17 protein-coding genes are annotated in these 26454 nt (G+C 68.7%); 8 read left to right on the top strand and 9 right to left on the bottom strand.

Annotated elements, in window-relative coordinates:
- The first annotated feature begins 2 nt into the window (after nucleotides 1-2).
- Nucleotides 3-3125, top strand: coding sequence for an efflux RND transporter permease subunit (locus JJL56_RS03935; RefSeq protein ID WP_200484231.1), 3123 nt, complete (start codon nucleotides 3-5; stop codon nucleotides 3123-3125).
- Nucleotides 3126-3178: 53 nt separating this feature from the next.
- Here the strand turns inward: JJL56_RS03935 and JJL56_RS03930 are convergent, their stop codons facing one another.
- From JJL56_RS03930 to JJL56_RS03920, 3 genes are all read right to left on the bottom strand, one after another.
- Nucleotides 3179-4123 (bottom strand): transglutaminase family protein, encoded by a 945-nt coding sequence (locus tag JJL56_RS03930; RefSeq protein ID WP_145623498.1) that lies wholly within the window; start codon nucleotides 4121-4123, stop codon nucleotides 3179-3181.
- 13 nt (nucleotides 4124-4136) lie between these two features.
- The gene (locus JJL56_RS03925; protein WP_345772542.1) at nucleotides 4137-6668 is read right to left on the bottom strand and encodes a circularly permuted type 2 ATP-grasp protein; all 2532 of its coding nucleotides are present in this window, start codon (nucleotides 6666-6668) and stop codon (nucleotides 4137-4139) included.
- Nucleotides 6669-6858: 190 nt separating this feature from the next.
- Nucleotides 6859-10203, bottom strand: a complete 3345-nt coding sequence (locus JJL56_RS03920; protein WP_200484230.1) for a transglutaminase family protein — start codon at nucleotides 10201-10203, stop codon at nucleotides 6859-6861.
- On the opposite strand from JJL56_RS03920, the gene JJL56_RS03915 reads away from it, so the two are divergent.
- Both JJL56_RS03915 and JJL56_RS03910 read left to right on the top strand, forming a co-directional pair.
- Nucleotides 10202-11389: a hypothetical protein gene (locus JJL56_RS03915; RefSeq protein WP_247890252.1), complete on the top strand. Its 1188-nt coding sequence runs from the start codon at nucleotides 10202-10204 to the stop codon at nucleotides 11387-11389. The genes JJL56_RS03920 and JJL56_RS03915 overlap by 2 nt on opposite strands.
- A 13-nt stretch (nucleotides 11390-11402) precedes the next feature.
- Nucleotides 11403-12212, top strand: a complete 810-nt coding sequence (locus JJL56_RS03910; RefSeq protein ID WP_145623500.1) for a lysozyme inhibitor LprI family protein — start codon at nucleotides 11403-11405, stop codon at nucleotides 12210-12212.
- Nucleotides 12213-12228: 16 nt separating this feature from the next.
- Here the strand turns inward: JJL56_RS03910 and JJL56_RS03905 are convergent, their stop codons facing one another.
- Complete coding sequence (locus JJL56_RS03905) at nucleotides 12229-13167, bottom strand: aldose 1-epimerase (protein WP_200484229.1); 939 nt, start codon at nucleotides 13165-13167, stop codon at nucleotides 12229-12231.
- 281 nt (nucleotides 13168-13448) lie between these two features.
- On the opposite strand from JJL56_RS03905, the gene JJL56_RS03900 reads away from it, so the two are divergent.
- The gene (locus JJL56_RS03900) at nucleotides 13449-16100 is read left to right on the top strand and encodes a serine/threonine-protein kinase (RefSeq protein ID WP_200484228.1); all 2652 of its coding nucleotides are present in this window, start codon (nucleotides 13449-13451) and stop codon (nucleotides 16098-16100) included.
- A gap of 103 nt (nucleotides 16101-16203) precedes the next feature.
- On the opposite strand, the gene JJL56_RS03895 is transcribed toward JJL56_RS03900, so the two are convergent.
- Nucleotides 16204-16755 (bottom strand): peptidylprolyl isomerase, encoded by a 552-nt coding sequence (locus tag JJL56_RS03895; protein WP_145623503.1) that lies wholly within the window; start codon nucleotides 16753-16755, stop codon nucleotides 16204-16206.
- 151 nt (nucleotides 16756-16906) lie between these two features.
- Between JJL56_RS03895 and JJL56_RS03890 the strand changes: the two genes are divergently transcribed.
- The 4 genes from JJL56_RS03890 to JJL56_RS03875 are packed head-to-tail and all read left to right on the top strand — an operon-like array spanning nucleotide 16907 to nucleotide 21045.
- Complete coding sequence (locus JJL56_RS03890; protein ID WP_247890916.1) at nucleotides 16907-18424, top strand: intermembrane phospholipid transport YdbH family protein; 1518 nt, start codon at nucleotides 16907-16909, stop codon at nucleotides 18422-18424.
- Nucleotides 18421-18687, top strand: a complete 267-nt coding sequence (locus tag JJL56_RS03885; RefSeq protein ID WP_200484226.1) for a YnbE family lipoprotein — start codon at nucleotides 18421-18423, stop codon at nucleotides 18685-18687. Before JJL56_RS03890 ends, JJL56_RS03885 begins: the two co-directional genes overlap by 4 nt.
- Entirely contained in the window at nucleotides 18684-19019 is a 336-nt protein-coding gene (locus JJL56_RS03880; protein ID WP_145623505.1) for a YdbL family probable chaperone protein, read from the top strand. The genes JJL56_RS03885 and JJL56_RS03880 overlap by 4 nt, the downstream gene beginning before the upstream one ends.
- 13 nt (nucleotides 19020-19032) lie before the next feature.
- Nucleotides 19033-21045, top strand: a complete 2013-nt coding sequence (locus JJL56_RS03875; RefSeq protein WP_200484225.1) for an O-linked N-acetylglucosamine transferase, SPINDLY family protein — start codon at nucleotides 19033-19035, stop codon at nucleotides 21043-21045.
- Here JJL56_RS03875 and JJL56_RS03870 read toward each other — a convergent pair.
- The 4 genes from JJL56_RS03870 to JJL56_RS03855 all read right to left on the bottom strand — a co-directional run bounded on the left by JJL56_RS03870 (nucleotide 21042) and on the right by JJL56_RS03855 (nucleotide 26290).
- Nucleotides 21042-21767, bottom strand: coding sequence for a hypothetical protein (locus tag JJL56_RS03870; RefSeq protein ID WP_145623507.1), 726 nt, complete (start codon nucleotides 21765-21767; stop codon nucleotides 21042-21044). The genes JJL56_RS03875 and JJL56_RS03870 overlap by 4 nt on opposite strands.
- A 96-nt stretch (nucleotides 21768-21863) precedes the next feature.
- Entirely contained in the window at nucleotides 21864-24272 is a 2409-nt protein-coding gene (locus JJL56_RS03865) for an LPS-assembly protein LptD (protein WP_145623508.1), read from the bottom strand.
- Nucleotides 24273-24455: 183 nt separating this feature from the next.
- Nucleotides 24456-24698 (bottom strand): Lrp/AsnC ligand binding domain-containing protein, encoded by a 243-nt coding sequence (locus tag JJL56_RS03860; protein ID WP_145623509.1) that lies wholly within the window; start codon nucleotides 24696-24698, stop codon nucleotides 24456-24458.
- A gap of 5 nt (nucleotides 24699-24703) precedes the next feature.
- Nucleotides 24704-26290: a DEAD/DEAH box helicase gene (locus JJL56_RS03855; protein ID WP_145623510.1), complete on the bottom strand. Its 1587-nt coding sequence runs from the start codon at nucleotides 26288-26290 to the stop codon at nucleotides 24704-24706.
- Nucleotides 26291-26454 lie beyond the last annotated feature (164 nt).

Here is a 26454-nt window from a genome sequence, read left to right as displayed (position 1 = left end):
CCATGGTCCTCTCCGACATCTCCATCCGCCGGCCCGTCCTGGCGACGGTCATGAGCCTCGCGCTCATGCTGATCGGCATCGTGTCGTACCAGCGCCTGTCGGTGCGCGAGTATCCGAAGATCGACGAGCCCGTCGTCACGGTGGAAACCACCTACAAGGGCGCTTCGGCCGAGATCATCGAAAGCCAGGTCACCCAGATTCTGGAGGACTCGCTGTCGGGCATCGAGGGCATCGACGTGATGTCCTCGATCAGCCGCGCGGAGAAGAGCCAGATCACCCTGCGCTTCCGCCTGGACCGCAACGTGGACACGGCGGCCAGCGACGTGCGCGACCGCGTCGGCCGCGTGCGCGCCCAGCTTCCCAACGAGATCGACGAGCCGGTCATCGCGAAGGTGGAGGCCGACGCGCAGCCGATCATCTATCTGGCCTTCTCCTCCGACCGCCATTCGCCGCTGGACGTGACGGACTTCGCCGACCGCTACGTCAAGGACCGCTTGCAGAACCTGCCTGGCGTGGCCCAGGTGCGCATCTTCGGCGAGCGGCGCTTCGCGATGCGCCTGTGGCTCGACCCGCAGCGCATGGCCGCCTACCGCGTCACCCCGCAGGACGTGGAGAACGCGCTGCGCAAGCAGAACGTCGAGATCCCGGCGGGCCGCGTCGAGAGCAAGGCGCGGGAGTTCACCGTCGTTTCCGAGACCGACCTGCGCACACCGGAGGAGTTCGACCGCATCATCCTGCGCGACGACGGCGGCTATCTGGTCCGGTTGAAGGACGTCGGCCGGGCCGAGCTGGGCGCGCGGGACGAGCGGGTCAGCGCCCGCTTCAACGGGCGCGGCGCCGTCGCCATCGGCGTGGTCAAGCAGTCCACCGCCAACCCGCTGGACGTCTCCAAGGCGGTGAACGAGGCGCTGCCGAAGATCCGCGCCGCCCTGCCGGAGGGCATGGGGGTGGATGTCGGCTACGACAGCTCCGTCTTCATCGCCAAGTCCATCGACGCGGTGTTCAGCACGATCTTCGAGGCCATCGTCCTGGTCGTGCTGGTCATCTTCGTGTTCCTGCGCAGCTTCCGCGCCACGCTGGTGCCGCTGGTGACCATTCCGGTGTCGCTGATCGGCGGCTTCGCGCTGATGTACGCCTTCGGCTTCTCGGTCAACACGCTGACGCTGCTGTCCATGGTGCTGGCCATCGGCCTCGTCGTGGACGACGCCATCGTGATGCTGGAGAACATCTACCGCCACATCGAGGAGGGCGTGCCGCCCTTCCAGGCCGCCTTGCAGGGATCGAAGGAGATCGGTTTCGCGGTCATCGCGATGACCATCACGCTGGCCGCGGTCTACGCGCCCATCGGCTTCATGACCGGCCGCACCGGCCGCCTCTTCTCCGAATTCGCGCTGACGCTGGCGGGGGCGGTGATCGTGTCGGGCTTCGTCGCCCTGACCCTGTCGCCGATGATGTGCTCCAAGCTGCTGAAGCACCAGACCAAGCACAACGTGCTTTACAACGCCATCGAGCGGCTGCTGAACGGGCTGACCAACGGCTACCGCGCGCTGCTTCGCGTGTCGCTGAAGGCGCGTCCGCTGGTGCTGCTGGTCGGCGCGGTGGTGGCGGGGCTCAGCTACACGCTGTTCACCGGGCTGAAGTCGGAGCTGGCGCCGGTCGAGGACCGCGGCACCATCGTAGGCATCGCGATCGCGCCGGAGGGCTCCACGCTCGACTACACGGAAAGCTACGCCAAACGGATGGAGGAGCTGTTCCGCCAGATTCCGGTGGTGGAGAAGTTCTTCGTCGTGGTCGGCTTCCCGGTGGTGAACCAGGGCATCTCCTTCGTCCGCCTGAACGACTGGGACGAGCGTGACGTGAAGCAGCAGGCGATCACCGCCCAGCTCTTCCCCAAGATGTTCGGCATCCCCGGCATCCTGGCCTTCGTCACCAACCCGCCGTCGCTGGGCCAGAGCCCGGTGGACAAGCCGATCAATTTCGTCATCCAAAGCTCGCTGCCCTACGACGAGCTTCAGAAGATGGTGGACGGGCTGATGGCCGAGGCGCGGAAATTCCCCGGCCTGACCAACCTCGACACCGACCTGAAGCTGAACAAGCCGGAACTGCGCATCACCATCGACCGCGACAAGGCCGCCGACCTCGGCGTCGATGTGGAGACGGTGGGCCGCACGCTGGAAACCCTGCTCGGCGGGCGGCAGGTCACCCGCTTCAAGAAGGAGGGCAAGCAGTACGACGTGGTGGTCCAGGTCGGTGACGTCGATCGCCGCAACCCGGACGACATCGCCTCCATCTATGTCCGCGGCACGCCGACCGCTGCGGCGGAGGCCGGGGTCGCCACCAGCACCGGGGCGATGATCTCGCTCGCCAACCTCGTCCACATCGAGGAGCGGGTGGCGCCCAAGGAGTTGAACCACTTCAACAAGCTGCGCTCCGTCACCATCACCGCGACGCTGGCGCCGGGCACCTCGCTGGGCGAGGCGCTGGGCTATCTCCAGGAGGCGGCGAACCGCGTGCTGCCGGCCACCGCGCAGACCGACTATGCCGGGCAGAGCCGCGAGTTCCGGGAGTCGGCGACCGGCCTGTATTTCGTCTTCATCCTGGCGCTGGCCTTCATCTATCTGGTGCTGGCGGCGCAGTTCGAGAGCTTCATCGACCCCTTCGTGATCATGCTGACGGTGCCGCTGTCGATGACCGGTGCGCTGGCCGCCCTGCATTTCACAGGCGGGACGATGAACGTCTACAGCCAGATCGGCTTGGTGACGCTCGTCGGCCTCATCACCAAGCACGGCATCCTGATCGTGGAGTTCGCCAACCAACTCCAGCGCGAGGGGGTGGACATCCGCAAGGCCGTGGAGGAGGCCGCCGTGCTGCGCCTGCGCCCGATCCTGATGACCACGGGCGCCATGGTGCTGGGCGCCGTCCCGCTCGCCAACGCCCACGGGGCCGGTGCCGAAAGCCGTCAGGCCATCGGCGCGGTGATCGTCGGCGGCATGCTGCTGGGCACCTTCCTGACGCTGTTCGTGGTGCCGACGGTCTACAGCTACATCGCCAGGAAGAAGCCCCTTCCCGCGGTGGACGGCTCCGCCGGCCACCCCACGGGCGCGCACCCGCAGCCGGCGGAGTGATCGTCGGTCGTGGATTTGAGACGGACGGTGAAAAAGAAAGCGGGGCGCCCGGATCAGGGCGCCCCGTTCTCCTCCAGCGGCTCGACATCGACGCTGACGGACAGAGTGTGGCCGGCGGCGCCCATGAGGACGCCGCGGGCGGGGCTGACGTCGTCGTAATCGCGACCCCAGGCGATGGTGATGAAATCCTGGTCGGCGCGGCGCGCGTTGGTCGGACAGACGTCGATCCAGCCGGTTTCGGCGCCGCACCAGACGGAGGCCCAGGCGTGGCTGACGTCGGCGCCGACCAGGCGCGGCCGGCCCGGCGGGGGTAGGGTGCGCAGATATCCGGAAACGTAGCGGGCCGGCAGCCCCATCGCCCGGACGCAGCCGACCACGATGTGGGCGAAGTCCTGGCAGACGCCGCGGCGGTGCCGCATCACCTCGGCCATCGGGGTGGCGATCGTCGTCGCGGTGGGGTCGAAGGTGAAGTCATCGTGGATGCGCTGCATCAGGTCCAGAGCGGCCTCCGCCGCAGGGCGGCCGGGCGTGAAGGACTGCGCGGCGTACTCCTGCAGCGCCGGGCTGGCCGCCACCAGCGCGCTGTCGAAGCGGTACTGGACCACGTCCGCACCGTCCTCTGGGCCGGTCAGACCGCCCAACGACTCCTGCACATGTTCCCAAGACGGGGTGGACGCGGCGTTCAGCGGCGGGGGCGGGCCGACCTCGACCTCGCTTTCCGCCGTGACGACCAAGCGCCGGTGCGGCTCCTGCATCGCGACGTAGGTGACGGTGTTGCCGAAATAGTCGGTGTGGGACGACTGCACCGCCGGGGCCGGCAGGATGGTCAGCGCGCTGCGGTGGACGCGCTGGCGCGGGTGCGGGCGGGCCGTCAGGTGCAGCAGATGGTGCGACACCGACACGTCCTCGGCATAGTCGTAGCCGGTCGTGTGGCGCACGCGGAAGCGCACGCCGAAACGGTCACCGGAGTGCTCGTCAGCGGAGGCCGCGCCGGCCATGGTCGGGGAAAGGTCAGGCCGGTCGGGCAAAGGCATGGCTGAAATAGGCGTGGGTCAGGAGGTTGGATATCTCGGGCAGCGACAGGGCGAGCGAGTCGAGCAGCGTGTGCAGGGCGGTGCCGGACTCCAGCGCGTCCGGCGCGCGCAAGGAGGCACGGGCGGCGCCAAGGATGGAGCGGGCCGAGGCCGCCGTGTCGCCCGGCACGGCCTGCGACCCGCTGGGCAGGGCCGCGACATGCCGCTCCAGCGCCGCCAGCTGGAAATCCAGGGCGCGCGGGTTGGAGTCGTCGGCCAGCAGCAGTTCCAGCACCGGGCGCCGCCGCACGCTGGTCAGGTAGCGGGACCGGTAGGTCATCACGCTTTCCCCCAATTCCAGCAGAACGCTCAGCGTCGCGACCTGGACGGGCTCCTCCTGCCGTTCGAGCGCGTGGACCTGGATGCCGCGCATCACCGAAATGATGTGGAGCGCCCGCTCCATGCGCCGACCGATGTCGAGGAAGCGCCAGCCCTGGCCGCGCGTCATGCTTTCCTGCTCCAGACCGGCGATGGCGGCGAGGCTGGTCATCAGGTCGTCCAGCCGCAGCAGCATGGCGGCGGCGTCGAGCTTGTGCGCCGGCGGCTGGCTTTGCCGTTCCAGCATCGTGACGACCCGCCACATGTCGAGCGACAGGCGGTCGCGCACCGAATAGGCGGTGCGATGCACCCGCTGCACCTGGGCGCGCAGGCTGTTGGGATGGTCCGGGTCCACGACGGAGCTGTAGAGGGCGGCCCGCAACGCCCGACCGCCGCCGAGCGCGGTGACGCGCGTCAGGTCCCAGGGGATCATGTCCTCCCAGGCCATCAGATGGAGCAGCGGGCGGAGCTGCAGCGACGCGCCCGGCACGCTGCCGTCGGTCAGGCGGGAGTGGGTGGAGCGCATCAGGCGGACCGTGCCCTCCGACCGCTCGGCGTAGCGGCCCAGCCAATAGAGGCTGTCGGCCACCCGGCTGGGCAGGTCGGCGGAGGCCGCCCTGGGTGCCGGCTGAGGGTCCTGGGCCGGCTGCGGGCGCGGCGTCGCCGGCGTCGACTCGGCCCGGCGCCCGGACAAGATCCAGGTGTCCTTGCTGCCGCCGCCCCGCTGCATGGAGACGACCAGCTTCCCGGATTCGGTGGACACGCGGGTCAGGCCGCCGGGCATGACGGTGTAGCTGCCGTCCGGGCGGGCGCAGAGGAAGACGCGCAGAACCAGCGGGCGTGGCTGCAGCCGTCCGCCCTGCCAGACCGGTGCCGTGGACAGCGCCAGCCGCTCCTGCGCGACGTAGCACCAGGGGCGGGCCTTGATGCGCTCGACCAGGGCGGCGCGCTCGGTCGCCGACAGGTCGGCGCCGAAGATCGGCTCGAAGGACAGGGACGGGAAGGCCGGCTTCACCACCAGCCCGTCGAGATGCTCGATGACGTAGGCGCGCTCGTCGTCGTTGCCGCACCACCACACGGCCACGCCGGGCATCTTCAGCTCCTCGCCCAGCAGATGCCGGCAGAGCATGGGCAGCGACGGCTTGACCGCCATGGATTCCAGGAAGCCGGAGCCGAGCGAATTCGCCACGACGACGTTCCCGGCGCGCACCGCCTCGATCAGCCCCGCGACGCCCAGCGAACTGTCGGCGCGCAGCTCCAGCGGGTCGGCGAAATCGGCGTCCAGGCGGCGCAGGATGACGTCCACCGGCTCCAGCCCCGACAGGGTCTTCAGATAGACCTGACGGTCGCGGACGGTCAGGTCGCCGCCCTCCACCAGCGTGATGCCGAGATAGCGGGCCAGATAGACGTGTTCGAAATAGGTTTCGTTGTAGGGGCCGGGCGTCAGCAGAACGATCCGCGGCTGGTCGCGGTGCGGGCTCAGCGACAGCAGCGTTTCCTTGTACGCCTCGAAGAAGGGGGACAGATGCTCCACCTGGCAATGGCGGAAGCTGTCCGGCAGGACCTTCGCCAGCACCGCCCGGTTCTCCAGCGCGTAGCCGCTGCCGCTCGGCGCCTGGGTGCGGTCGGACAGCACCCACCAGCGCCCGTCCGGCGCGCGGGCGAGGTCCGCCGCGTAGAAATGCAGATGGATGCCGTTCGGCACCGGAATGCCGTGCACGGCGCGGCGGAATCCGGGATCGGCGTGGATGACCGCCGGGGACAGCCGCCCGCTGCGCGTCAGGGTCTGCGGCCCATAGATGTCCGCCAGCACCGCGTTCAGCAGCGTGGCGCGCTGGATCAGGCCCGATTCGACCGCCTTCCACTCGTGGGAGGGAATCAGCAGCGGCACCATGTCGAGCGGCCAGGGCCGCTCCATCCCCTTGGGATCACCGTAGATGTTGTAGGTGACGCCGTTTTGGTGCAGCAGGCGCCGCGCCTCCTCCCACCGCTCGGCCATCAACTCCGGGTCGAGGGGACCCAGCGTCCCCATGAAGGTCTGCCAGTGCGGGCGCAGGCGGCCCTGCCCGGTGACCATCTCGTCATAGACCTCGCCGCGGCCATAGCCCATGGCGTCGGCCTCGCCGAACAGCGACCCCTGAAGGAACGGCACCTGCCGCAGCCCCGGCGGAGGGGATGCGCTGGGGTCAAGAAAAGGGGATTCGCGGTCGGCCAAGGTCGGATCGTAGGTTCACGGCGGTGCAATGCACAGCGAGTGTGAACGCCCGGTCCCGCCGATGCAAGCGGCGCATCGGCGCCGCCCGGCCGAAAGGCGTATTCCGGCCGGGGGCGGGGACGCCCGATCAACCCCGCCGCAGGTCCAGCGTCATCGGAAACTGCGGGTTGCGCTCCTCCGCCGGAGTCTCCATCGGGCCGGGGGTGTGGCCGAAGGGGAAGAAGCGGGCGAGGCGCCGCCCCTCCGCCTCGTTGGCGTTGACCGGGAAGGTGTCGTAGCTGCGTCCGCCCGGATGCATGACGTGGTAGGTGCAACCGCCGATGGAGCGGCCCGCCCACTGGTCCAGGATGTCGAAGACCAGAGGCGTGTGCACCGGAATCGTCGGGTGAAGGCAGGAGGGCGGCTGCCACGCCCGGTACCGCACCCCGGCGACGAACTCCCCCTCCGTCCCGGTGGGGATCAGCGGCACTCGGCGGCCGTTGCAGGTGATGGCGTAGCGCGCGTCGGTCAGGCCGGCGACCCGCACCTGCACCCGTTCGACCGAGCTGTCGACATAGCGCACGGTGCCGCCGCCGCCCGGCTCCTCGCCCAGGACGTTCCAGGGCTCCAGAGCCATGCGCAGTTCCAGCGAGATGCCGCGCTGGTTGACGTGGCCGTAGACCGGGAAGCGGAAGTTCATGTGCGGGTCGAACCAGCGCTCCTCGATGGGATAGCCATGGTCGCGCAGGTCGGCGACGACGTCGGCCAGATCCTGCTGCACGAAGTAGGGCAGCATGAAGCGGTCGTGCAGTTCCGTCCCCCAGCGCACCAGCTTGCCCTTGTAGGGCGTCTTCCAGAAACGCGCGACCAGGGCTCGCAGCAGAAGCTGCTGGGTCAGGCTCATTTCGGCATGCGGCGGCATCTCGAAGGCGCGGAACTCAACCAGCCCGAGCCGCCCGGTCGAGCTGTCCGGGGAGTAGAGCTTGTCGATGCAGAACTCCGCCCGGTGGGTGTTGCCCTGCACGTCGGTCAGCAGGTTGCGCAGCACGCGGTCGACCATCCAGGGCGGGCAATCGCCCGTCGCGGCGGCCTTGTCGATCTGGTTGAAAGCGATCTCCAGCTCGTAGAGCGCGTCGTCGCGGGCCTCGTCCACGCGCGGCGCCTGGCTGGTCGGGCCGATGAACATGCCGGAGAAGGCGTAGGACAGGGACGGGTGGTTCTGCCAGAAGGCGATCAGGCTGCGCAGCATGTCGGGCCGCCGCAGGAAGGGACTGTCCGCCGCGGTGGCGCCGCCCATCACCACATGATTGCCGCCGCCGGTGCCGCAGTGGCGCCCGTCGATCATGAACTTCTCGGCGCCCAGGCGCGACTGGCGGGCATCCTCGTAAAGGTCCAGCGTGTTGCGGACCAGCTCGTCCCAATTGTGGGAAGGGTGGATGTTGACCTCGATCACGCCGGGGTCGGGGGTGACGGCCAGCGAGTTCAGGCGCGGGTCCTTCGGCGGCTGGTAGCCCTCGATCACCACCGGCATGTCCAGTTCGAGCGCCGTCGCCTCGATCTCCGCCAGCATCGCCAGATAGTCCTCCAGCGTGTTCATCGGCGGCAGGAACAGGTGGATGCGCCCGTTGCGCGCCTCGCAGGTCAAGGCGGTGCGGACCACCCACCAGGCGGACTTGCCGTGCTCCGGCATCTCGCTGCGCACTTCGGCCATGGCGCGCTGGACGCGCTCGTTCCGTCGGGAGGCGTCCTGGCGTCCGGCCTCCTCGCGCAGGGCGTGCTGGCGCAGCGGCACCCGGTTCGGCGGCAGCGGCGCCCGCTCCTCGAACGGGTCGGTCTCCCAGGAATAAGGATAGTCCTGCGGCGACACCCAGGGCAGGGAGCCGAGCGGCAGGCGGAAGCCGACCGGGCTGTCGCCCGGCATCAGCAGCAGCCGCTCCTGGCGCAACGGCCACGCGCTGGACAGCCAGACCGGCCCCTGCTGGGTCACCTTGCGGTTGATCGGCAGGGCGAAGCCGACCGGCTCGTTCAGGCCGCGGGTGAAGACGTGGGCGAGGCGCGCGCGCTCCTCCTTGTCCTCCAGCTTGCTGTCCAGCGGATCGACGTTGACCGGCAGCAGCGATTCGCGGCGCAGATAGTGCCAGGGGTCCTCGTAGGCCGCCAGCACCAGCGCCGGGTCCAGACCCAGCTTCTTCGCCAGGCTGACCAGGAAGGCGCCGGCGTCCTCCGCGGTGTGGCCGTAGTCGGTGTCCTCGCGGGCCAGCAGGTCGCTGTTCGCCCATAGCGCCTCGCCGTCGCGGCGCCAGTAGACGGTCATCGCCCAGCGCGGCAGCGACTCGCCGGGATACCATTTGCCCTGCCCGAAATGCAGCAGCCCGCCCGGCGCGAAGCGGTTGGCCAGCCGGTGCACGAGGTCGGCGGCCATCTTGCGCTTGTTGGGACCGAGCGCCGTGGTGTTCCACTCCGCCCCGTCCATGTCGTCGATGGACACGAAGGTCGGCTCGCCGCCCATGGTCAGGCGGACGTCGCCGGCGGTCAGCTCCTCGTCGATGCGGTGGCCCAGCGCCTCGATTTCCGCCCATTGCCGGGGGGTGTAGGGCTTGGTGACGCGCGGCGCCTCATAGATGCGGGTGACCGACATCTCGTGCCCGAACTCCACCTCGCACTCGTCGATGAGGCCGGAGATGGGGGCGGCGGAGGAGGCATCCGGGGTGCAGGCCAGCGGGATGTGCCCTTCGCCGGCCAGCAGGCCGGAGGTGGGGTCGAGGCCGACCCAGCCGGCGCCGGGCAGGAAGACCTCGGTCCAGGCGTGCAGGTCGGTGAAGTCCTCTTCGGGACCGGACGGGCCGTCGAGCGCCTTCTGGTCGGCGGTGAGCTGGATCAGGTAGCCGGAGACGAAGCGCGCGGCCAGACCGAGGTTGCGCAGGATCTGCACCAGCAACCACGCCGAATCGCGGCAGGAGCCGGTGCGCTTGCCCAGCGTCTCCTCGCAGGTCTGGATGCCGGGTTCCAGGCGGATGACGTAGCCGATGTCCGTCTGGAGCCGCTGGTTGATGTCGACCAGGAAGTTGATGGACGCCGCCGGTTCCCGCGAAATGCCGGTCATGTAGTCGGCCAGCAGCGGCCCCGGCTCCTCCACCTCCAGATAGGGGCGCAACTCGCGCTCCAGCCAGGGTTCGTAGGCGAAGGGGATGGTCTGGGCCTTTTCCTCAAGGAAGAAGTCGAAGGGGTTGATCGCCGCGATCTCCGCGACGAGATCGACCTCGATCACGAATTCGCGGGTCTTTTCCGGGAAGACGAAGCGGGCCTGATAGTTGGACTGCGGGTCCTGCTGCCAGTTCAGGAAATGGTGCTTCGGGGTGACGCGCAGCGAATAGCTGAGGATCGGGGTGCGGCAGTGGGGGGCCGGGCGGAGCCGGACGATCTGTGGCCCCAGATTGACCAATCGGTCGTAACGGTAGACGGTCTTGTGGTTGAGAGCGACGTGGATCGCCATGAAGTTCCACCCGTTGTCTGCGCTGGCCGGTCCCCTGCGGCTCTCCGCCGCACGGAGTGGGCATAGTACCATCGAAGAGTTCGCGCAGACCAGAGCGCCTTCGCAAACGCGGCACGAACTGGTTGCACAAAAAACAAGCAGATGCATATTGGACCGGTTGCGTCTTTCATCGCCGCCCGGACCGCTTTATAAAGACCCATCTCTGTCCGCCGGCCTTGTCCGTCGGACGGGAACGACGCAGGCAGAGTGTGCATCGGGAATGGCGACGCTGGCGGGCCTGTCCATGGGTGGCGGTGCTCCGGCGGGCGATGGGGCGCCCGGCGGTGCCACGCGCGGCGTCGTCACCGGAAAATACTTCAATTTCAACCCGCTGCCGCCGCCGCCGGACGTGCTCGGCAACCCGCTGGTCGTCGGCAATCTGCCGACCCACAAGGCGCCGAAGGAAACCTGGCGCAGCCGGTGGCAACGCCGTCTGGCGCGTTTCCATATCGGCAAGCAATCGGCGCAGGTGAAGCGGCGCTGGAAGATCCAGGACACCATCTCCTCGGTGATCGCCTCGGTGTCGCCGGCGGCGACCATGCTGGGGGAGCGGGGGGGAGCGGAAAAGCGCAAGACGTCAGGCGCTCCGGTCATCGTGGTGCGGCACCCCTATCATCTCCGCCATGTCTTCGAACTGATCCTGCAGACGCCGGACGACCTCGCGGCGGAGCGCCGGTTCCTCGAACTGCTGATGGGGCGCGTTCTGCGCAAGTACGGGGAGCAACTCGCGCAAAACCGCGGCTCCGCCTTTTCCTTTGAAAACGAAGCGCGTGAGTATTTCTTTGCGGGGTTCAAGCTGGAGCGGCAGATCAAGAAATACACAAGCCCTGAAGAACGGTTTGCCGCACTGCAATCGATCTACGTGAATTATTTCCATGGACGGAACTACTACCTTTACGCGCTGCTGCGCCGGGAGAAGATGGCGCCAGACAACAAGCTGTTCATGCTGAATTCCCGCGCCGTCTACTTCATGGCGCGGATCGGCTGGAACGGAGAGCTGCTGGACAAGCCCAACCCGCGCTCGCTGCCCAGCCGGGAAGACATCTTTTTCCTCGTTCAGCGTGACAAGACGGTCCTGACGCGCTATCGCAGCGATCAGGATTTCCAACGGCAGGTGAAGGCCGTCCTGGAAGCGTTTCCGGCGTAAGGGATTTTGTGCGATGCGGGCAGCGATTCTTCTGGCGGGCATGCTGATGGCCGGGACGGCCATGGCGGCGGACACCAGCGGGGAGGCCGCCAAGCCTGCGGACTGTGCCGGGGAAACGCCGGTGGCGCTGCTGCTGTGCCGCGACGCGTCTCTGGCGGCCACCGCCGAGATGCTCGATTCGGCGGTACGGGCGCTGACCGATGAGGCCGGGAAAGCGGGTGAGGAGGCGGTCGCCGCCGGCCAGCGCGCCTGGGTCCAGCGGCGGGACGCCGCCTGTCCGGTCGCGGAAACCGATCTCGCCGACCCGAAGAAGAGCAAGGACCGCGCCGCCTGTCTGGCACGCCAGATGGCCGAGCGCAGCAAGGCGCTGGAATTGGAACTGGCCGCCCGCCGCGCCCCGCTGGCCGACGAGCCGCTGACCGTCACCGCCTCCGCCCCGCAACGCCCGGTTCAGCCCATCGGCCAAGGCCAGGCCAAGCCGGTCTCGGCGAAGCGCACGGTGGATGTGCCGGCCCTGACCGGCCGCTGGGCCAAGGCCGATCCGGCCACCCGGACGCCGATCGACGATTGCCGGACCTCCTTCTTGGAGATCACCGGCGACGGCGCCTTCAGCCTGCACGATCCGCGCATTGCCGTCTTCCCGCTGGAAGGCCCGCTGGCGCCCGGCGAGGGCGACGTGGCGGAGGGGCTGTCCTTCGGCGGGGAGGAAGGGTTGCCGGCGGGCACGCTGCGCCTGGACGCCGCCGAGGCGCCGCGGCTGGACCGCCTGTTCCTGAGCCTTGACCAACCGGCCTTCGGCGCCACCTTCGTCCGCTGCCGGTAACGCTCGCGGCAGGCCCTCAACAGGCAAGCGGTTCCAGGCGAAGACGCAGGGTGCCGCTCAGTTCCTCACCCGGTTCGAGACGGCGCAGGCCGGTGTCGCGCTCCTCCGGATGGTTGACCGCGTCGGTCATGTGGGACACCGGCTCGACGCAGAGATAATCCTCGTCCGGTGGGGCATAGACGATGAGATGGCCGAATGGCCCTTCCGTCTCGATCGACAGCCGTCGGCCGAGCGTCGGCCAATCCAGCGCGGCCGCTCCGTCCCAGCCCGTGAAACCGTTGTCGAGGACGGTCCGGTCCATGACGATTCCGTCCGCAAAGGCCCAGCGGGGCGGCACCGCCACGCGCTCCACCGGAAGGATGGTCGGACCGTTCAGCCAGACGCCGGCGACCCAGGCGGTCAAACGGGTGCCCGGCGGCTTCGGGAAATAGGGGTGCAGCCCGATCCCGGCGGGCATCGGCGTATCGTCCTCGTTGACGAGAGAGAGAGTCAGGCTGGCCCCATCCTCCTCCAGCACCACGGTCTGCGTCGCGCGGTAGCGCCAGGGCCAGGCGTCGGCCGGGTGCCGGAAAACCATGCGCATGGCCGAGGCGCTGGCGTCCTCGACCGTCCAGGCGGCGCGCCAGCCATGGCCGTGGATGACGTGCGGGTTGCCGTCGCCGTCGAGCGGAAGCCGCACCCGCCGCCCGTCGAAGCTGAACTGCCCGCCGCCGATGCGATTGGAGAAGGGCACAAGCGGGAAGCAGCCCATGTCGTTGGCCGAACCGTGGCGCAACGCCCAATCGGAAGCCGGCCGCAAGAGGTCAATCGTTCGGTCCGCGCCGTGCCAGGCGAGGCGGGCCACGACGCCACCGCGCTGTGGGCACAGCGTGCATTCCAGAGAGCCGTTCGCAGCGCTGCGATGCAGCGTAAGGCTGTGGTCGCCGATTCCCTGGTCCAACTCGACCTGCTCCATCCGGACCTCGTGCCGGCGGTGGTTGGGCGCCGGTATCGGTTCGGGTATCGCACAGCCCGCAGGGGAAGGGAAGGGCGGGGCTGCGCGCAAAGGTGTGCCGTGGGCCAAGCCCAATGCCCCCTTGCGACACCTTTGCGCAAACATCCCCGGTCGTCGTGCAACCGTAACGATCGGCCATTTCGGCTCGCGTATACGGGCTGTTTACCGGATCGCGCGGATGATGACCGACCGTTCACGCCATCCGCCGCCGCGCCGATCCCGCCCAAAGGCCGCCCGTGTCAATGCCCGCCTCCAGGACGCCCGTCTCCGCCGGGGCAGCCGGCCCCGCCGGCATGCTCGACGAGGCGGCGCTGTGCCAGACGCTCGCCGATCACCATGGCGGGCCGGCGCGGATGGTCATCGGCATCGTCCTGCGTCCGCATCTCGACAGCCTCGTGCTGACTCCGATGGAGCTGATCCACAACAGCCGGCACATCAAGGCGCTCCAGGCCAAGGCCACGCTGATGGAATCCGCCCTGGGCCGGATCGCCACGGTGCAGGCCCGCCTTCCCGGCCAGGAGGCGAAGGCCCGCCGCCGTGCGCTGGACAACGCGCTTTCCGAAACCGTGGCGAAAGCCCGTGCCGCCCAACTCGCCTTCACCGGATTGGCGCGGGGGCGCGCCCTCATCGACCTCATCCTGCGCAGCGCGCCGGGAAAATCGCCGACCGGCGACGCGGGATTCGATTTGCGCGCGGCGGTTTGCCTGGAACTTGAGGACTGCCGGACCTGGGCGTCGAAGCTCGACGCGCTGATCCAGCTTTTTCCGGCGGAGCGGCAGGACGGCCTGTCCGCGGTGCTGGACGAGGTGATTGGCGATGTGCTGGCCTCGCCCGCCGCGACGCAGGAGCTGTTCGGAAACACGCCGGCCGGCGGCTCGCCGCTGGTGAGGCTGTGCGACCTTCTGTTCGGGCGCGTGCCGATGGAGGCGTTCGGGCCGAACCGGTTGGGCGTTCTTAACGGCCTGTTCCGCCAGGGGCGCTTGCCAGCCGCCCGCGACATGGTGCTGGAGCGCATCCGGCGCCAGCTTCGCGCGCCGCAGACGCTCGGGCGCGGCACGGCGGAACAGGAGGCCGACCTGCTGCGCGCACTGATGGGGCATCTGCTGACCCCGACAGGGCTGACCGGCGGGTCCGCCATGGCCGACGCGCTGACCGTCCGCTACTCCCGCCGGCTGGAACAAGGCGGGGCGAGCGCCTACCGGCGTTCCATCGTGGGGCTCAGCGAAACGCAGCCGGACCTGATCTGTCGAATCCACTACTTGGTTGCCGTCGCCACGGTGCCCGCCGCGGAGCGGCACATGGGCGAGATCGTGGACGCGTTGGACGCCGCGCTGAAGAACGAGCTGCTGGTGGAGAACATGGTGCTCCAGACGCCCGACACGGCGCTGGTGCGGCAGGCCCTGACCGGCGCGGTGGAGGCCATCCGCGGTTCGGCGCTGGCGGAGCATGATCGGGAACGGATCGCCGCCCGCGCGGATTCGGTGGTCGATGACTTCACCCGGCGGGGCCGGCTCGTCCAGCGGCTCCGCCTGATCGAACCGATGCCGCGCCGCCGGATCATTCGCCTTGCGGAACTCGCCTGTTCCGGCCTGATCGGCGACCACGGGGCGCTTTCGGTCCTGCGCCAGCACATTCTGGAGACGGCCCGCCAGCCGCAGTTCCAGGCCGAACTGGCCGGCGCCCAGGGCGACGACATCGCCCAGGCCGAGGTTCGCCGTCTGTACGAGCTGCTCGACCGTCTGAGCCAGATGCAGTTGCCTTCGGCCAAGCCATCGTCCCAGCGCGACTTGGCGACAGCACGGTCCGCCTTCGAGCCTTGCGGTGCGACGGCGCTGCCCACCGTCGTGGCTCCGCCGGTCCGCGGCATCGCCCTTCCGGTGAGCGCCGTCGCGGTGACGATGGATGCGCCGCCGGCCGGCAACGCCGCGTCGGGCCTGTGCCCGGCCTGCTTCGCGCCGAAGGCCCCGCGCGAGGTGTGCCGGGATTGCGGCTACCCGGTCCGCGTCCAGAACCGCAACGGGGTCCATCTGCTTCCGGGAACGCGGCTGCTGGGCCGCTATCTGGTGGGCCGTGTCCTGGGGCAGGGGGGCTTTGGTGCCACCTATCTCGGCTGGGACGAACGGCTTCAGATCAAGGTCGCGGTGAAGGAGTTCTACCCCACCAATCTGGTGTCGCGCGTCGCCGGATCGCCGGGCGTCGCTCCCTTCTCCGACGAGCATGCGGACAGTTTCTCCGCGGGGCTGGCGAAATTCCTGGAGGAGGCGCGGATGCTCGCCCGCCTGCGGGAGGTCAAGGAGATCGTCAGCGTTCAGGACTTCTTCGAGGAGAACGAAACCGCCTACATCGTCATGGAGCTTCTCGACGGACGGACTCTGAAGCGGCATGTCTCCGAAAACGGCGGGCGGATCGCCGCGCGCCCGACGCTGGCCCTGCTGTCACCGATCATCAAGGCGCTGCACGCCGTGCACGAGCAGGGCCTGATCCACCGCGACATCAGTCCCGACAATATTTTCCTGACCAGCTCCGGCGACCGCAAGCTGCTGGATTTCGGTGCCGCGCGCCACGCCGCGGGAAAGAGCGCCGACCTGACGGTGATCCTGAAGCCGGGCTATGCGCCGCCCGAACAATATGCGCCGGATGGAAAGCAGGGGCCTTGGACGGACGTCTACGCGCTGTGCGCCACCGCTTACTTCGCGCTGACCGGCAAGACACCCCCCGACGCCACCAGCCGTTTCATGAGCGACCGGGTGCCTCGTCTGGCCGAAGGCGGTGCCACGGTGCCTCCGGGGTTCGAGAAGGTTCTGTTGAGCGGCCTCTCGATGCGCTGGCAGGACCGTCCCCGCAGCATGCGGGATCTCCTGGTGGCGCTGACCGGGGCGATGAACGGGCCGTGACGACCCGGAGGAACGGGGCGGGAAACGGGGCGGTGCGCGGTTTCACCGCCCCAATCACCCGAATGAGGACCGCCGTGATCGGCGATCCTCATCTCCGGCGCCGTTACTTGGCGTCGGCGGCAACCTGCATCTTGACGATCTTGTCCGGGTCGCTGACCTGACCGTTGCGGGACTGGCTGCCCTTCTTGATCTTGTCGACGAACTCCATGCCTTCGACGACCTTGCCCCAGACGGTGTACTGCTTGTCCAGGAACGAGGACGTGGCGAAGCAGATGAAGAACTGGCTGTCGGCGCTGTCCGGGTCCGGCGTGCGGGCCATCGACAGCGTGCCGCGGACGTGCGGCTCGTTGCTGAACTCAGCCTTCAACTTCTTGCCGGAGCCGCCGGTGCCGGTGCCGGTCGGATCGCCGGTCTGGGCCATGAAGCCGTCGATCACGCGGTGGAAGACGACGCCGTTGTAGAAGCCCTGACGGGTCAGCTCCTTGATGCGGGCGACGTGGTTCGGTGCCAGGTCGGGGCGCAGTTCGATGACCACGCGGCCGTCCTTGAGGTCGAGATAGAGGGTGTTTTCCGGATCCAAGGCCTTGGCCTCCCCCTGAGCGAAGATGAATGTGGCGAACAGTGCCGCCATGAGAATGCGCGTCCACCGCAACATGCGAAACACTCCGATGTGCCGATTCCGCGGACGCGACCATAGGGGAAACCGGCGCCGATGCAAAGACGCCCTGCGGGGCTGCCTTCATCGGCGGGGTTCCGACCGGCGGCCAACCGTTGTCGCAACTCTGCATGGTCGCGCCGCGCCCGCGATGGACGATACACTGCCGTTCGGGTGTTCATACCCGAAAGAGACCGATGGCGATTTCGACGGCGAGGGGCAGGGCGTGCGGCAGCAAAGCGTGCGGCGGTTGAGGCGATGGCTGGTGTTGGTGAAACTGGCGCTGATCGGCGGCGCGGTCGCCCTGCTCGTTCAGAACCGGACCGATCTGGCCGGCTTCGCCGCCACACAGGCGCTGCGCCGCGCCGGCTTTCCGGACGCCGCCGTAACGGTGACCGACCTGTCCGTGGAGCGGACCCGCGCCCTGGTCCGTCTGGACCGGCAGGGTTCGGTTGGCGGCACCCTCACCGTCCGTCACCCGCTGGACGCCCTCATGGAAGGGCGAATCGAGCGCCTTGACCTTGGGGACGCCCGCCTGCGGCTGGACGCGGTCAAGGACGGCAGCCTGCGCATCGCCGGCTACCCGTTGACCGGTTCCGCCGGGACGGCGGGAAGCGGTGGCGCGGCGGGCGGTGGCTCCATCGCGATCCCCATAGACACCATTCAACTCGGCGATGCCGCGGTCACGCTGGCGACGCCGCGGGGGACGGCCATCGGGACCCTGCGCCTGACCATGACCCGCGATGGAGCGATTCACCGCGGGCAGGCGACGCTGACGGCTCCGGCCAAGGGGCTGCCGGTCCTCACCCATTGGACGGGTGCCGGCACCATCGCCGAGACGATGGGCACCCTGACGGCCAAGGCCCGCCTGACCTGGGATGGCGTGGCGTTGAAGGCCCAGGGCGACCTGCTGCTCGCGGACCTTGCTGGGCAATTCGGACCGGTGTCGGCCAGCGGAATCAACGGGGTGCTGTCCTTTCCCAGCCTGCTCCCCCCGGTGATCGCGGCGGGTCAGACGCTTGCGGTGAAGCTGCTCGACGTCGGGTTGCCGCTGACCGACGGCACCCTCCGCTTCGGCTATGGGGCGAAGGGTCGGCTGAGCGTGGAGCGCGCCGAATGGCATTGGGCCGGCGGCATTCTGCGGGCGGACCCCTTCACCATCGATCCGGTGGCGCCGCGGGGGACGGTGACGCTGCGGGCGGAGGGCGTCCATCTCGGCCCCATGCTGGCGATGGTCGCGGTGGACGGGCTGGAGGCGAGCGGAACGGTCAGCGGGCGCCTGCCGGTGCGCATCGGGGCCGATTCGGTCCATCTGAACGGCGGTTTGCTGGAGGCCGACGGTCCCGGCACGCTGCGCTACGACCCCGAGAACCCGCCCGGCTTCCTGAAGGGGGAGGAGGGCAGCCCGACGGCCCTGCTGATGGGGGCGCTGACCGACTTCCGCTACGACACGCTGAGCGCCACCGTCGAGGGGCAGGCCGGCGGAGAGCTGGCGGTCGGCATTGCCATCCGCGGCTCCAACCCGGCATTCTACGATGGCTATCCGGTCGCGCTTAATCTTAAGGTGAGCGGCGCGCTCGACCGGATTCTGCGGCAGAGCCTCGACACCTACCGCATCCCCGAGACGGTCCGCGACCGCATGACGGAGTTCCAACGAAGGAATCCATGAGACACACGGTTCGAAGCCGGCGCGTCCTGACCGCCGCACTCATCGCCGGGTTGGGAGCCGGATTGGGCGCCTGCACCCCGACCGTCAAGGTCGAGGCTCCCGACAAGCCCATCGAGATCAACCTGAACATCCGGATCGAACAGGAAGTCCGGGTGAAGGTCGAACGCGACCTGGAAAAGGCCATCGCGGACGATCCGGCCCTGTTCGGCCTGCCGCCGGCCCAGGACAGCTTGGGCGGTGCGAAGGGAGGGAAAAAGCCATGAAGCGCATGTTTGCCGCCGCCGGGCTGGTCCTGGCGCTCGCCCTGTCGGTTCCTGCGTTGGCCCCGGCCCAGGACGCCCTGGGCGCCGCCAAGGCCGCCGGGCAGATCGGCGAGCGGCCGGACGGGCTCGTCGGAGCGGTCCCCGGCGCGCCGGCCTCCGCCGCCCAGCTTGCCGAGCAGGTCAACGCCCAGCGCATCGCCCGTTACCGCGAGATCGCCGGAAGCAACGGCACCTCGGTGGATCAGGTCCAGGCCCTGGCCGGAAAGCAACTGATCGAGCGCACCCCCGCCGGCCAATATGTGCTGTCGGGCGGGCGCTGGGTCCGCAAGTAGGCCGCCAGCGGCGATGACCGCCGCCCTCTGCGCCCGGATCGGGGAGTGCCGTGCGGCCTTGGCCGCCATGCCCGGCAATTCCGTGGCGCTGGCCGGGCTGTTCGACGCGCTCGACGCGCTGGGCGAGGCCGGGACGCCGGAGGAGGCGGTGGCCCGCTCCGCCTTCGGCGAGGGACTGCGGCGACAGGGACGGGCGGCCGAGGCCGAGGCGCACCACCGCGCCGCCCTGTCCTGGCTGCCGGATTTCGGCGGCAACCATTTCAATCTGGGCCTGACGCTCCAGGCGCTGGGCCGCACCGCGGAGGCGGCCGATGCCTATGGCGAGGCCGCAAGGCTGATGCCGCGCTTCGCCCCGGCCCCCTGCAATCAGGGCGTCCTGCTTCGCGCGTTGGCCCGCCGCGAGGCGGCGGAGACGGCGCTGCGCCGGGCCTTATCGCTCGACCCCACTCTGGTTCCCGGCTGGCTCAATCTCGGCGCGGTGGTCCAGGAGTTGGGGCGGACGGAGGAGGCCGCCGGCTGTTACCGCAACGCCCTGGCCCTGCGTCCCGATCTGGCCGAAGCCCACGCCAATCTCGGGCTGGCGGTGAAGGAGGCCGGACGCCTCGCGGACAGCCTGCCGGCCTTCGAGCGCGCCCTGGCGCTCGGCCTGACCGACGCGGGCGGCGTGCTTGCCCAGCTCGTTCAGCAGATGCGGCATCTCTGCCGCTGGAATGGGCTGGCGGAGCGCTCCGCGCAGCTGGCCGCCCTGATGGGTGGCGGCGCGACACGGCAGGTCCATCCCTGGATCTTCCTTGGCGAAGGCGCCGGACCGGCGGCGGAACTGGCCTGCGCCCGCCGCTACGCGGAGTGGCGGACACGGGGCACCGCAGCCATGCCGGCCCAGCCCGATTCCGGACCGCGCGGCCGCCTGCGCGTCGGCTACCTGTCCGCGGACTATCACGAGCACGCCACCGCCGCCCTCATCGCGGAGCTGATCGAACGCCACGACCGGAGCCAACTGGAGGTTGTCGGTTACAGCTATGGCCCCGATGACGGCGGCCCGATGCGGCGCCGGCTCACCGCCGGATTCGACCGCTTCGTGGACATCTCCGACCGCTCACACGCCGACGCCGCGGCGCGCATCCGGGCGGACGGCATGGACATCCTGGTGGATTTGAAGGGATACACCCAGCACGCCAGACCGGAGATCGCCGCCCATCGGCCCGCCCCCGTGCAGGCGCAGTGGCTGGGCTATCCGGGGACGATGGGTGCCGGTTTCATCGACTACGTGATCGGCGACCCGCTGGTCACGCCGTTCGATCACCAGCCCTTCTATGCGGAGCGGATCGTCCAGCTTCCCGACTGTTACCAGCCCAACGACCGCAGCCGGCCGATCGGTCCGACTCCATCGCGCGCCGCTTGCGGCCTGCCGGATCGGGGCACGGTCTTCTGCTGCTTCAACGCCGCCTACAAGATCACGCCGGACCTGTTCGACCGGTGGTGCCGCCTGCTGCGCGCGGTGCCGGACTGCGTGCTGTGGCTGCTCGACAGCCACCCGGAGGCGAGCGCGAATCTGCGGCGGGAGGCGGCACGCCGCGGCGTGGCGGCGAGCCGGCTGGTCTTCGCGCCCAGGCGCCCTCCGGCCGAGCATCTGGCGCGCTGCCGTTTGGCCGACCTGTTCCTGGACACCACGCCGATCGGAGCCCACACCACGGCCAGCGACGCGCTGTGGGCTGGCCTTCCGGTGCTGACGGTGACGGGGGAAGGGTTCGCGTCCCGCGTCGGGACGAGCCTGCTGCGCGCCGTCGGTCTGCCCGAACTGGCCGTCCGTTCGCTCGCCGATTATGAAGTCACCGCCTTGCGATTGGCCGGCGATCCGGACGGCCTCACCCGGTTGAAGGCGCGCCTCACCGCGGAGCGTGAACGCGCGCCGCTGTTCGACACCGAGCGCTTCGCCCGTGCCCTGGAGCGCGCCTACGCGACGATGTGGGACATCCACATGGCCGGCAAGCCGCCGCGCCCGTTCGCCGTCCGGGACGAGGATTAAGGGAAGGGGCAGCGGTCGGCGGTCACCTCCACGAAGGAACGGGCGCCGGGCGCGAAGGTGAAACGGTACTCGCTGTTGTCGAGCACCACCGTCTGGTGCAGGGGCAGAACGCCCTTGGCGACCGTTTCCTTGCCACCCATGCCGGCGATCTTGATGGTCACCGGCTGCGACGGGTCGAACCAGCTTTCGGCGTTGCCCTGCGCGTTGCGCGACGATTGGCCCTCGCCGCTGACCGTCACCGCGCCGTTGTTGAAGCTGGTGCTGCGATTGCCCGATTTGAGGAGGGGGGTGGCCAGGGCGAAGCGCTTGGTTTCCGCCGGCTGGCAATTGCGCACCGCCTGGACCTGGGCGATCACGAAGGCGAGGCGGTTGGGGTCCATGCCGCCCTTCAGCCGCTCCGACACCAGGCCGGTCAGCCGCGCGAGATCGCCCGAGGGCACTTCGCGCTGGAGCCGGGCTTCCAGCTCCGCCGCGCGGGCCTCCGCAGTGCGGGCGGCGTGCTGCATCTGGCTGGCGAGCAGCTCAAGCTCCGCCTTCTGGCGCGACAGGGTGGAGATCTCTTCCCGCAACGTGACGTCGCGGCCCTTCAGCTGCTCGATGCCCATCTGGTAGGCGAACAGACCGACACCGAGGAGAACGGCGGCGAACAGACCGAACTTCGCGAACCCCGCCCAGAAGCGGCGGCGGTAACGGCGTTCGTAGTCGTAGCGTCCCAAGGCCATGTGCAGCAAACCCGAGCGGAAGACGAGGGGGCTATGGCTACCCAGATCGGCCGCCCGATGCAACCCCTTGACCTTGGCGAGAGACGCAACTCCAGGTCAGTTGCTGGCTCCGGACGGGCCAAGGAACCCGGCGCTGATGCCCGGCGTGCGGAACTCGCCCACATTCTTGAACACGAAGCGGAAGAAGATGGTGTTTCCTTCCTGCTCGCCGTTCTGGATCACGGTGTAGTCGCGCTGGGCGATGGTTTCGAAGATCAGGCATTCGTCCTGGTAGCGGAGCACGCCCGCGCTGGAGCGCGGCCCGGCATCGGGGCGGAAGGCCTGGGAATGGGACAGGCCGATCGACCAACGTTCTGAAAGCTGCGACGACACCGAGACGCCCGCCTGCTCCACCTCGTTCCGCTCGACGACGTAGGGGTTCTCGGTCTGGTCGACATAGGTGTAGGTGCCGGCAACGCGCAGCAGCGGCACGCCGGCCGATGCGTTGACCGAATGCCGGCGCGGCTTCAGCGTGTCGTGGTCGATGCGGAAGCTGTAATTCACGTCCAGCCAGTCCGCCGGGCGCAGGTCAAGGCGACCGACGTAATCCGACGACTTCTTGTCGAGGCCCGACCCGCCACGGAAGTTCTCCGTATCGTCGGCGCGGAAGCTCTGGCCGACGAACAGGCTTGCCGAACCGGTCTTGTAGCCCTGAAACGTCGTGCGCAGGCCGTAGGTGGCGCGAAGGCCGCCGTCCAGCCGGTCGATGCCGGTGAAGCGGTTGGGCATCAGCAGGTTGACCTCGTCGAACTCGACGTCGAGGCTGTCCTCGTTCGGGAAGGCCGGATCATTGTCCACCTTCGGCGACACGCTGATCTGTCCGATGGGCTCGATGGTCTGGAAGTTGTTCTCGCCATAGCGGACGAAGGGGTAACGGACCGTGGTCGTGGCCTGCGGGAAGAAGCGCAGACGCTGAACGCTGTCGTTGCCGGTCCCGCCGGCCGGGTCGTTCGGATCGAACCGCTGGGCGGTGTAGCCGGCCAGAAGGACGCTGCCTTCGACGGTGGTGACGAAACCCAGGTTGGAGTAAATGTCCCGCTGCCAGCCGGGCTGCACGGCCATCCGCTGGGTGTCGGGGCCGCCGCTGCCCGGCCGGGCGATCGCCAGCAGGCTGCTGTCCAGGGACCAGCGCCCGCCCAGCAGGCTGCCCGGCTCACCCAGCGCGTTGTAGCGCGCCTCGGGAAGCACGTACGGCTCCTGCACCGGATTGCCCCAGCGCAGATCCTGGAAGCTGTAGGCATTGACCGCGGCGTAGTTGCGCCCGTTGAAGCCTTCGACGAAGGCCCGGCTGGTCAGCACCTCGTCGCGGATGTTGAAGTAGCGGCGCAGATACAGCTCGTCGCTCGCCCGCTTCAGATCGAAGCCCCAGCGCCATGTCTCGTCGATGTCGAACAGGCCGCTGGCAAAGGCGTGGCCGCGCCAGCGGCGATCGTCGGCGCCCTTCAGCGTGCCGTTGGGAATCTCGCCCTGCGTCCCCGACGCGTCGAGCTGCAGCCGTCCGTTCTCGAAGCGCTTGCGGTACTGGCCGCCGAGGAACAGGCCCTGTTCCGAATAGCCGCCGACGTCGAAGGTCGCGTCCTGATCCGGCGCGATGTCCCAATAATAGTGGGAGATGACGCCGAAGCCGAGATTCGAGTTGTTGCGGAAGCTGGGCGTCAGGAAGCCGGAGCGCCGGTCCACCGTGGGATCGGGGTGGGACAGGTAGGGGGTGTAGAAGAACGGAACGCCGAACATTTCCATGAAGGCGTCGCGGTAGCGGACCTCGTGATCCTCGTTGTCCTGGACCACGCGGGCGGCCCGGATCTGCCAGACCGGCGCGCGGGTCGGATCGGACTTGCAGAGGTCGCAGGGGCTGTAGACGGCCCGGTTCAGGCGGATCAGGCGTCCGCCGCGGCGCTCGCCCTCGTTGCCGGCCATGCGGCTGTTGTCGGTCATCAGCACACGGACGTTCTCGACGAACGCGTCGCGCATGTCGTCGGTCAGTTCCGCGTAATTGGAGAACAGAATGTCGCCCGACGGCTCGACCAGACGGACATTGCCGGAGGCGATGACCACCTTGGTCTTTTGGTTGTAGGTGATCGTGTCGGCATGGACCGTCCGCGGTCCCTGCGACAGTTCGACGTTGCCCGACGCCGTCACAAGGCTGTTGGCCTCGTCGAAGGTGACCGAGTCCGCTCCCAGAAGAACTGGGGGGTCCTGCGGCTTTCCGTTGGACGGTCCCGGCGATGGAACGACGACTTCGAGCCGTTCGCCCTGATTCTGCCCGCCCGGCGGGGCGGCGTTCGCCTGTGGCACCGGAGCCGGAGGCTGCTGCGCGTCGGCCAGATCGGCCAGGACAATGCCGCAGGCGGCCATCAGGGCGACGATGCCTGATCGCAGGACCAGCGACCGGCGGTCCAACGGGCGGTGCATCTTCGGGCTGGTGGCGCGGACGCGCCGGGCATGTCGGGACGGGAGCTGGGACATGCCGAACGTTTGAGGTAACGAACCGGCCAAGTCAACGGTTTCGCGGGGCGTCTCGCGAATTGTCCAACGCCTGTTGCCGTAAGGCGGAGGCATGAAAAAGGGGACCGGCCGCGACAGGCGGACGTCCCCTTTTTCGTGCCCGGCCCGCCCCTTTTCAGGGCGGTTTCCGCAACCGTCAACCCTCTAGGCGAAGGCCTTGAAGGCGATGAGGGTGAAGGTGTCGCGCACCCCCGTCAGGGTCTGGATGTTTTCGGTCACGAATCGGCCGATGTCCAGATCCTGGGGCAGATAGCACTTCATCAGCAGATCGTACTGGCCGGAGGTGGAGTGCACCTCCGACACCTGCTCGATGTCCTGAACGGCCTGATCGGCCACCTGATAGGCTTTGCCAAGCTCACACTTGACCATGACGAAGATGGTCTGCATGGCGCTCAGCCCTCCTGCGAGGATTGCTCGGTGGACTCGACCGGGGTCGGGCGCCGCACGGAGCGGAGCATGAACGCCGGCATATGGTCGCCGAAGCCGATCACGGCTGTGTCGTCCTCGTCCTCGTCGCGGCGGCGGCGGCGGTCACGATCGCGGTCACGATCCCGGCGCGGTTCCTGGCGGCGGCTCTCGGCGGCGGCCAGCGATTCGCGCGGCTGGCGCTCCTCCCGAGGCTGGCGCTCCTCGCGCACCGGACGCTCCTCGCGGCTCGGCCGCTCTTCGCGCGGTTGACGGTCCTCACGCGGCTGACGATCGTCGCGGGCCTGACGCTCCTCGCGGGGCGCCCGTTCCTCGCGGTCCGGACGTTCGGCGCGCTCGGCGCGCGGCGCGCGGTCGCCGCGCTCCTTGTCCTTGCCGCGACCCCGGCTGCGGCCACGACGCGCCTCGTCCTCGCTGAGGAACTCGGCCGACTCGAGGCCGTCAATGGCGATCAACGGAATCTCCCGCTTGATGAGACGGCCGATAGCCGAAACCTGCTTGCCGTCCAGCGGACTGGCCAGCGTGAAGGCGCGGCCCGAACGGCCCGCCCGGCCGGTGCGTCCGATGCGGTGGACATAATCTTCCGCGCTGATCGGCACGTCGAAGTTGAAGACGTGGCTGAGCCCCTGCACGTCCAGGCCGCGCGCCGCCACGTCGGAACAGACGAGCAGCGTGATCTCGCCCTTCTTGAAGGCCTCCAGCGTCTCCGTCCGCTTCGACTGAACCATGTCGCCGTGCAGCGCGCCGGCGTTGAAGCCGTGGCTCTCCAGCGACTTCTGCAGGATGGCGACGTCGCGCTTGCGGTTGCAGAAGATGAAGGCGTTCTTGACGTCCTCGGTACGCAGCAGGTGGCGCAGCGCCTTGCGCTTGTCCTCCTCGTGCACCAGGACCATGGCCTGGGTCACCGTCTCCGACGGGGAGGCCGGCGGGGCGACGGTCACTTCCTTCGGGTTCGATAGGAAGGCGTCGGCCAGACGGCGGATTTCCGGCGGCATGGTGGCGGAGAAGAACAGCGTCTGGCGCAGCTTGGGCAGCTTGCTGACGATCCGTTCGATGTCCGGGATGAAGCCCATGTCGAGCATCCGGTCCGCTTCGTCAATGACGAAGACCTTGATGTCGTTGAGCATGATGTTGCCGCGCTCGAACAGGTCGATCAGACGGCCCGGCGTCGCGATAAGCACGTCCACCCCGCGGTCCAGCCGCTTCACCTGCTCGGTGAAGGTTTCGCCGCCGATCAGGAGCGCCATGCTGAGCTTATGGTGCTTGCCGTAGGTCTCGAAGCTTTCAGCGACCTGGGCAGCCAGCTCCCGAGTCGGCTCCAGGATGAGCGAACGGGGCATGCGCGCCCGCGCCCGGCCCGACGCCAGGATGCTGATCATCGGCAAGGTGAAGCTGGCCGTCTTCCCGGTGCCGGTTTGCGCGCAGCCGAGCACGTCGCGGCCTTGCAGGACCCAGGGAATGGCCTGTTCCTGAATTGGCGTCGGCTGGGTGTAACCCTTGTCCTCGATTGCCCGCAGGACGTCAGGTCCAAGCCCAAGTTCCGAAAAGAGCATCCAACCTGTTTCTGTCTGGAGTGCGAAAATCGTGCCGGTACGGCCCGACGAGTAGATGGTGCGGCAGAATATGAAGTCAAAGGGCGCTGTCAATAGACCTTGTGATGAAATCGCGCATTGTGCGGGCCCGGATGGGCCGCTTGGCGTTCCGCGTCCGCTCGGCT

Origin of the sequence: Azospirillum aestuarii, from assembly GCF_016632405.1 — a bacterium.
Lineage (GTDB): Bacteria > Pseudomonadota > Alphaproteobacteria > Azospirillales > Azospirillaceae > Azospirillum > Azospirillum aestuarii.
This window is presented reverse-complemented; position numbering and strand designations above follow the sequence as displayed.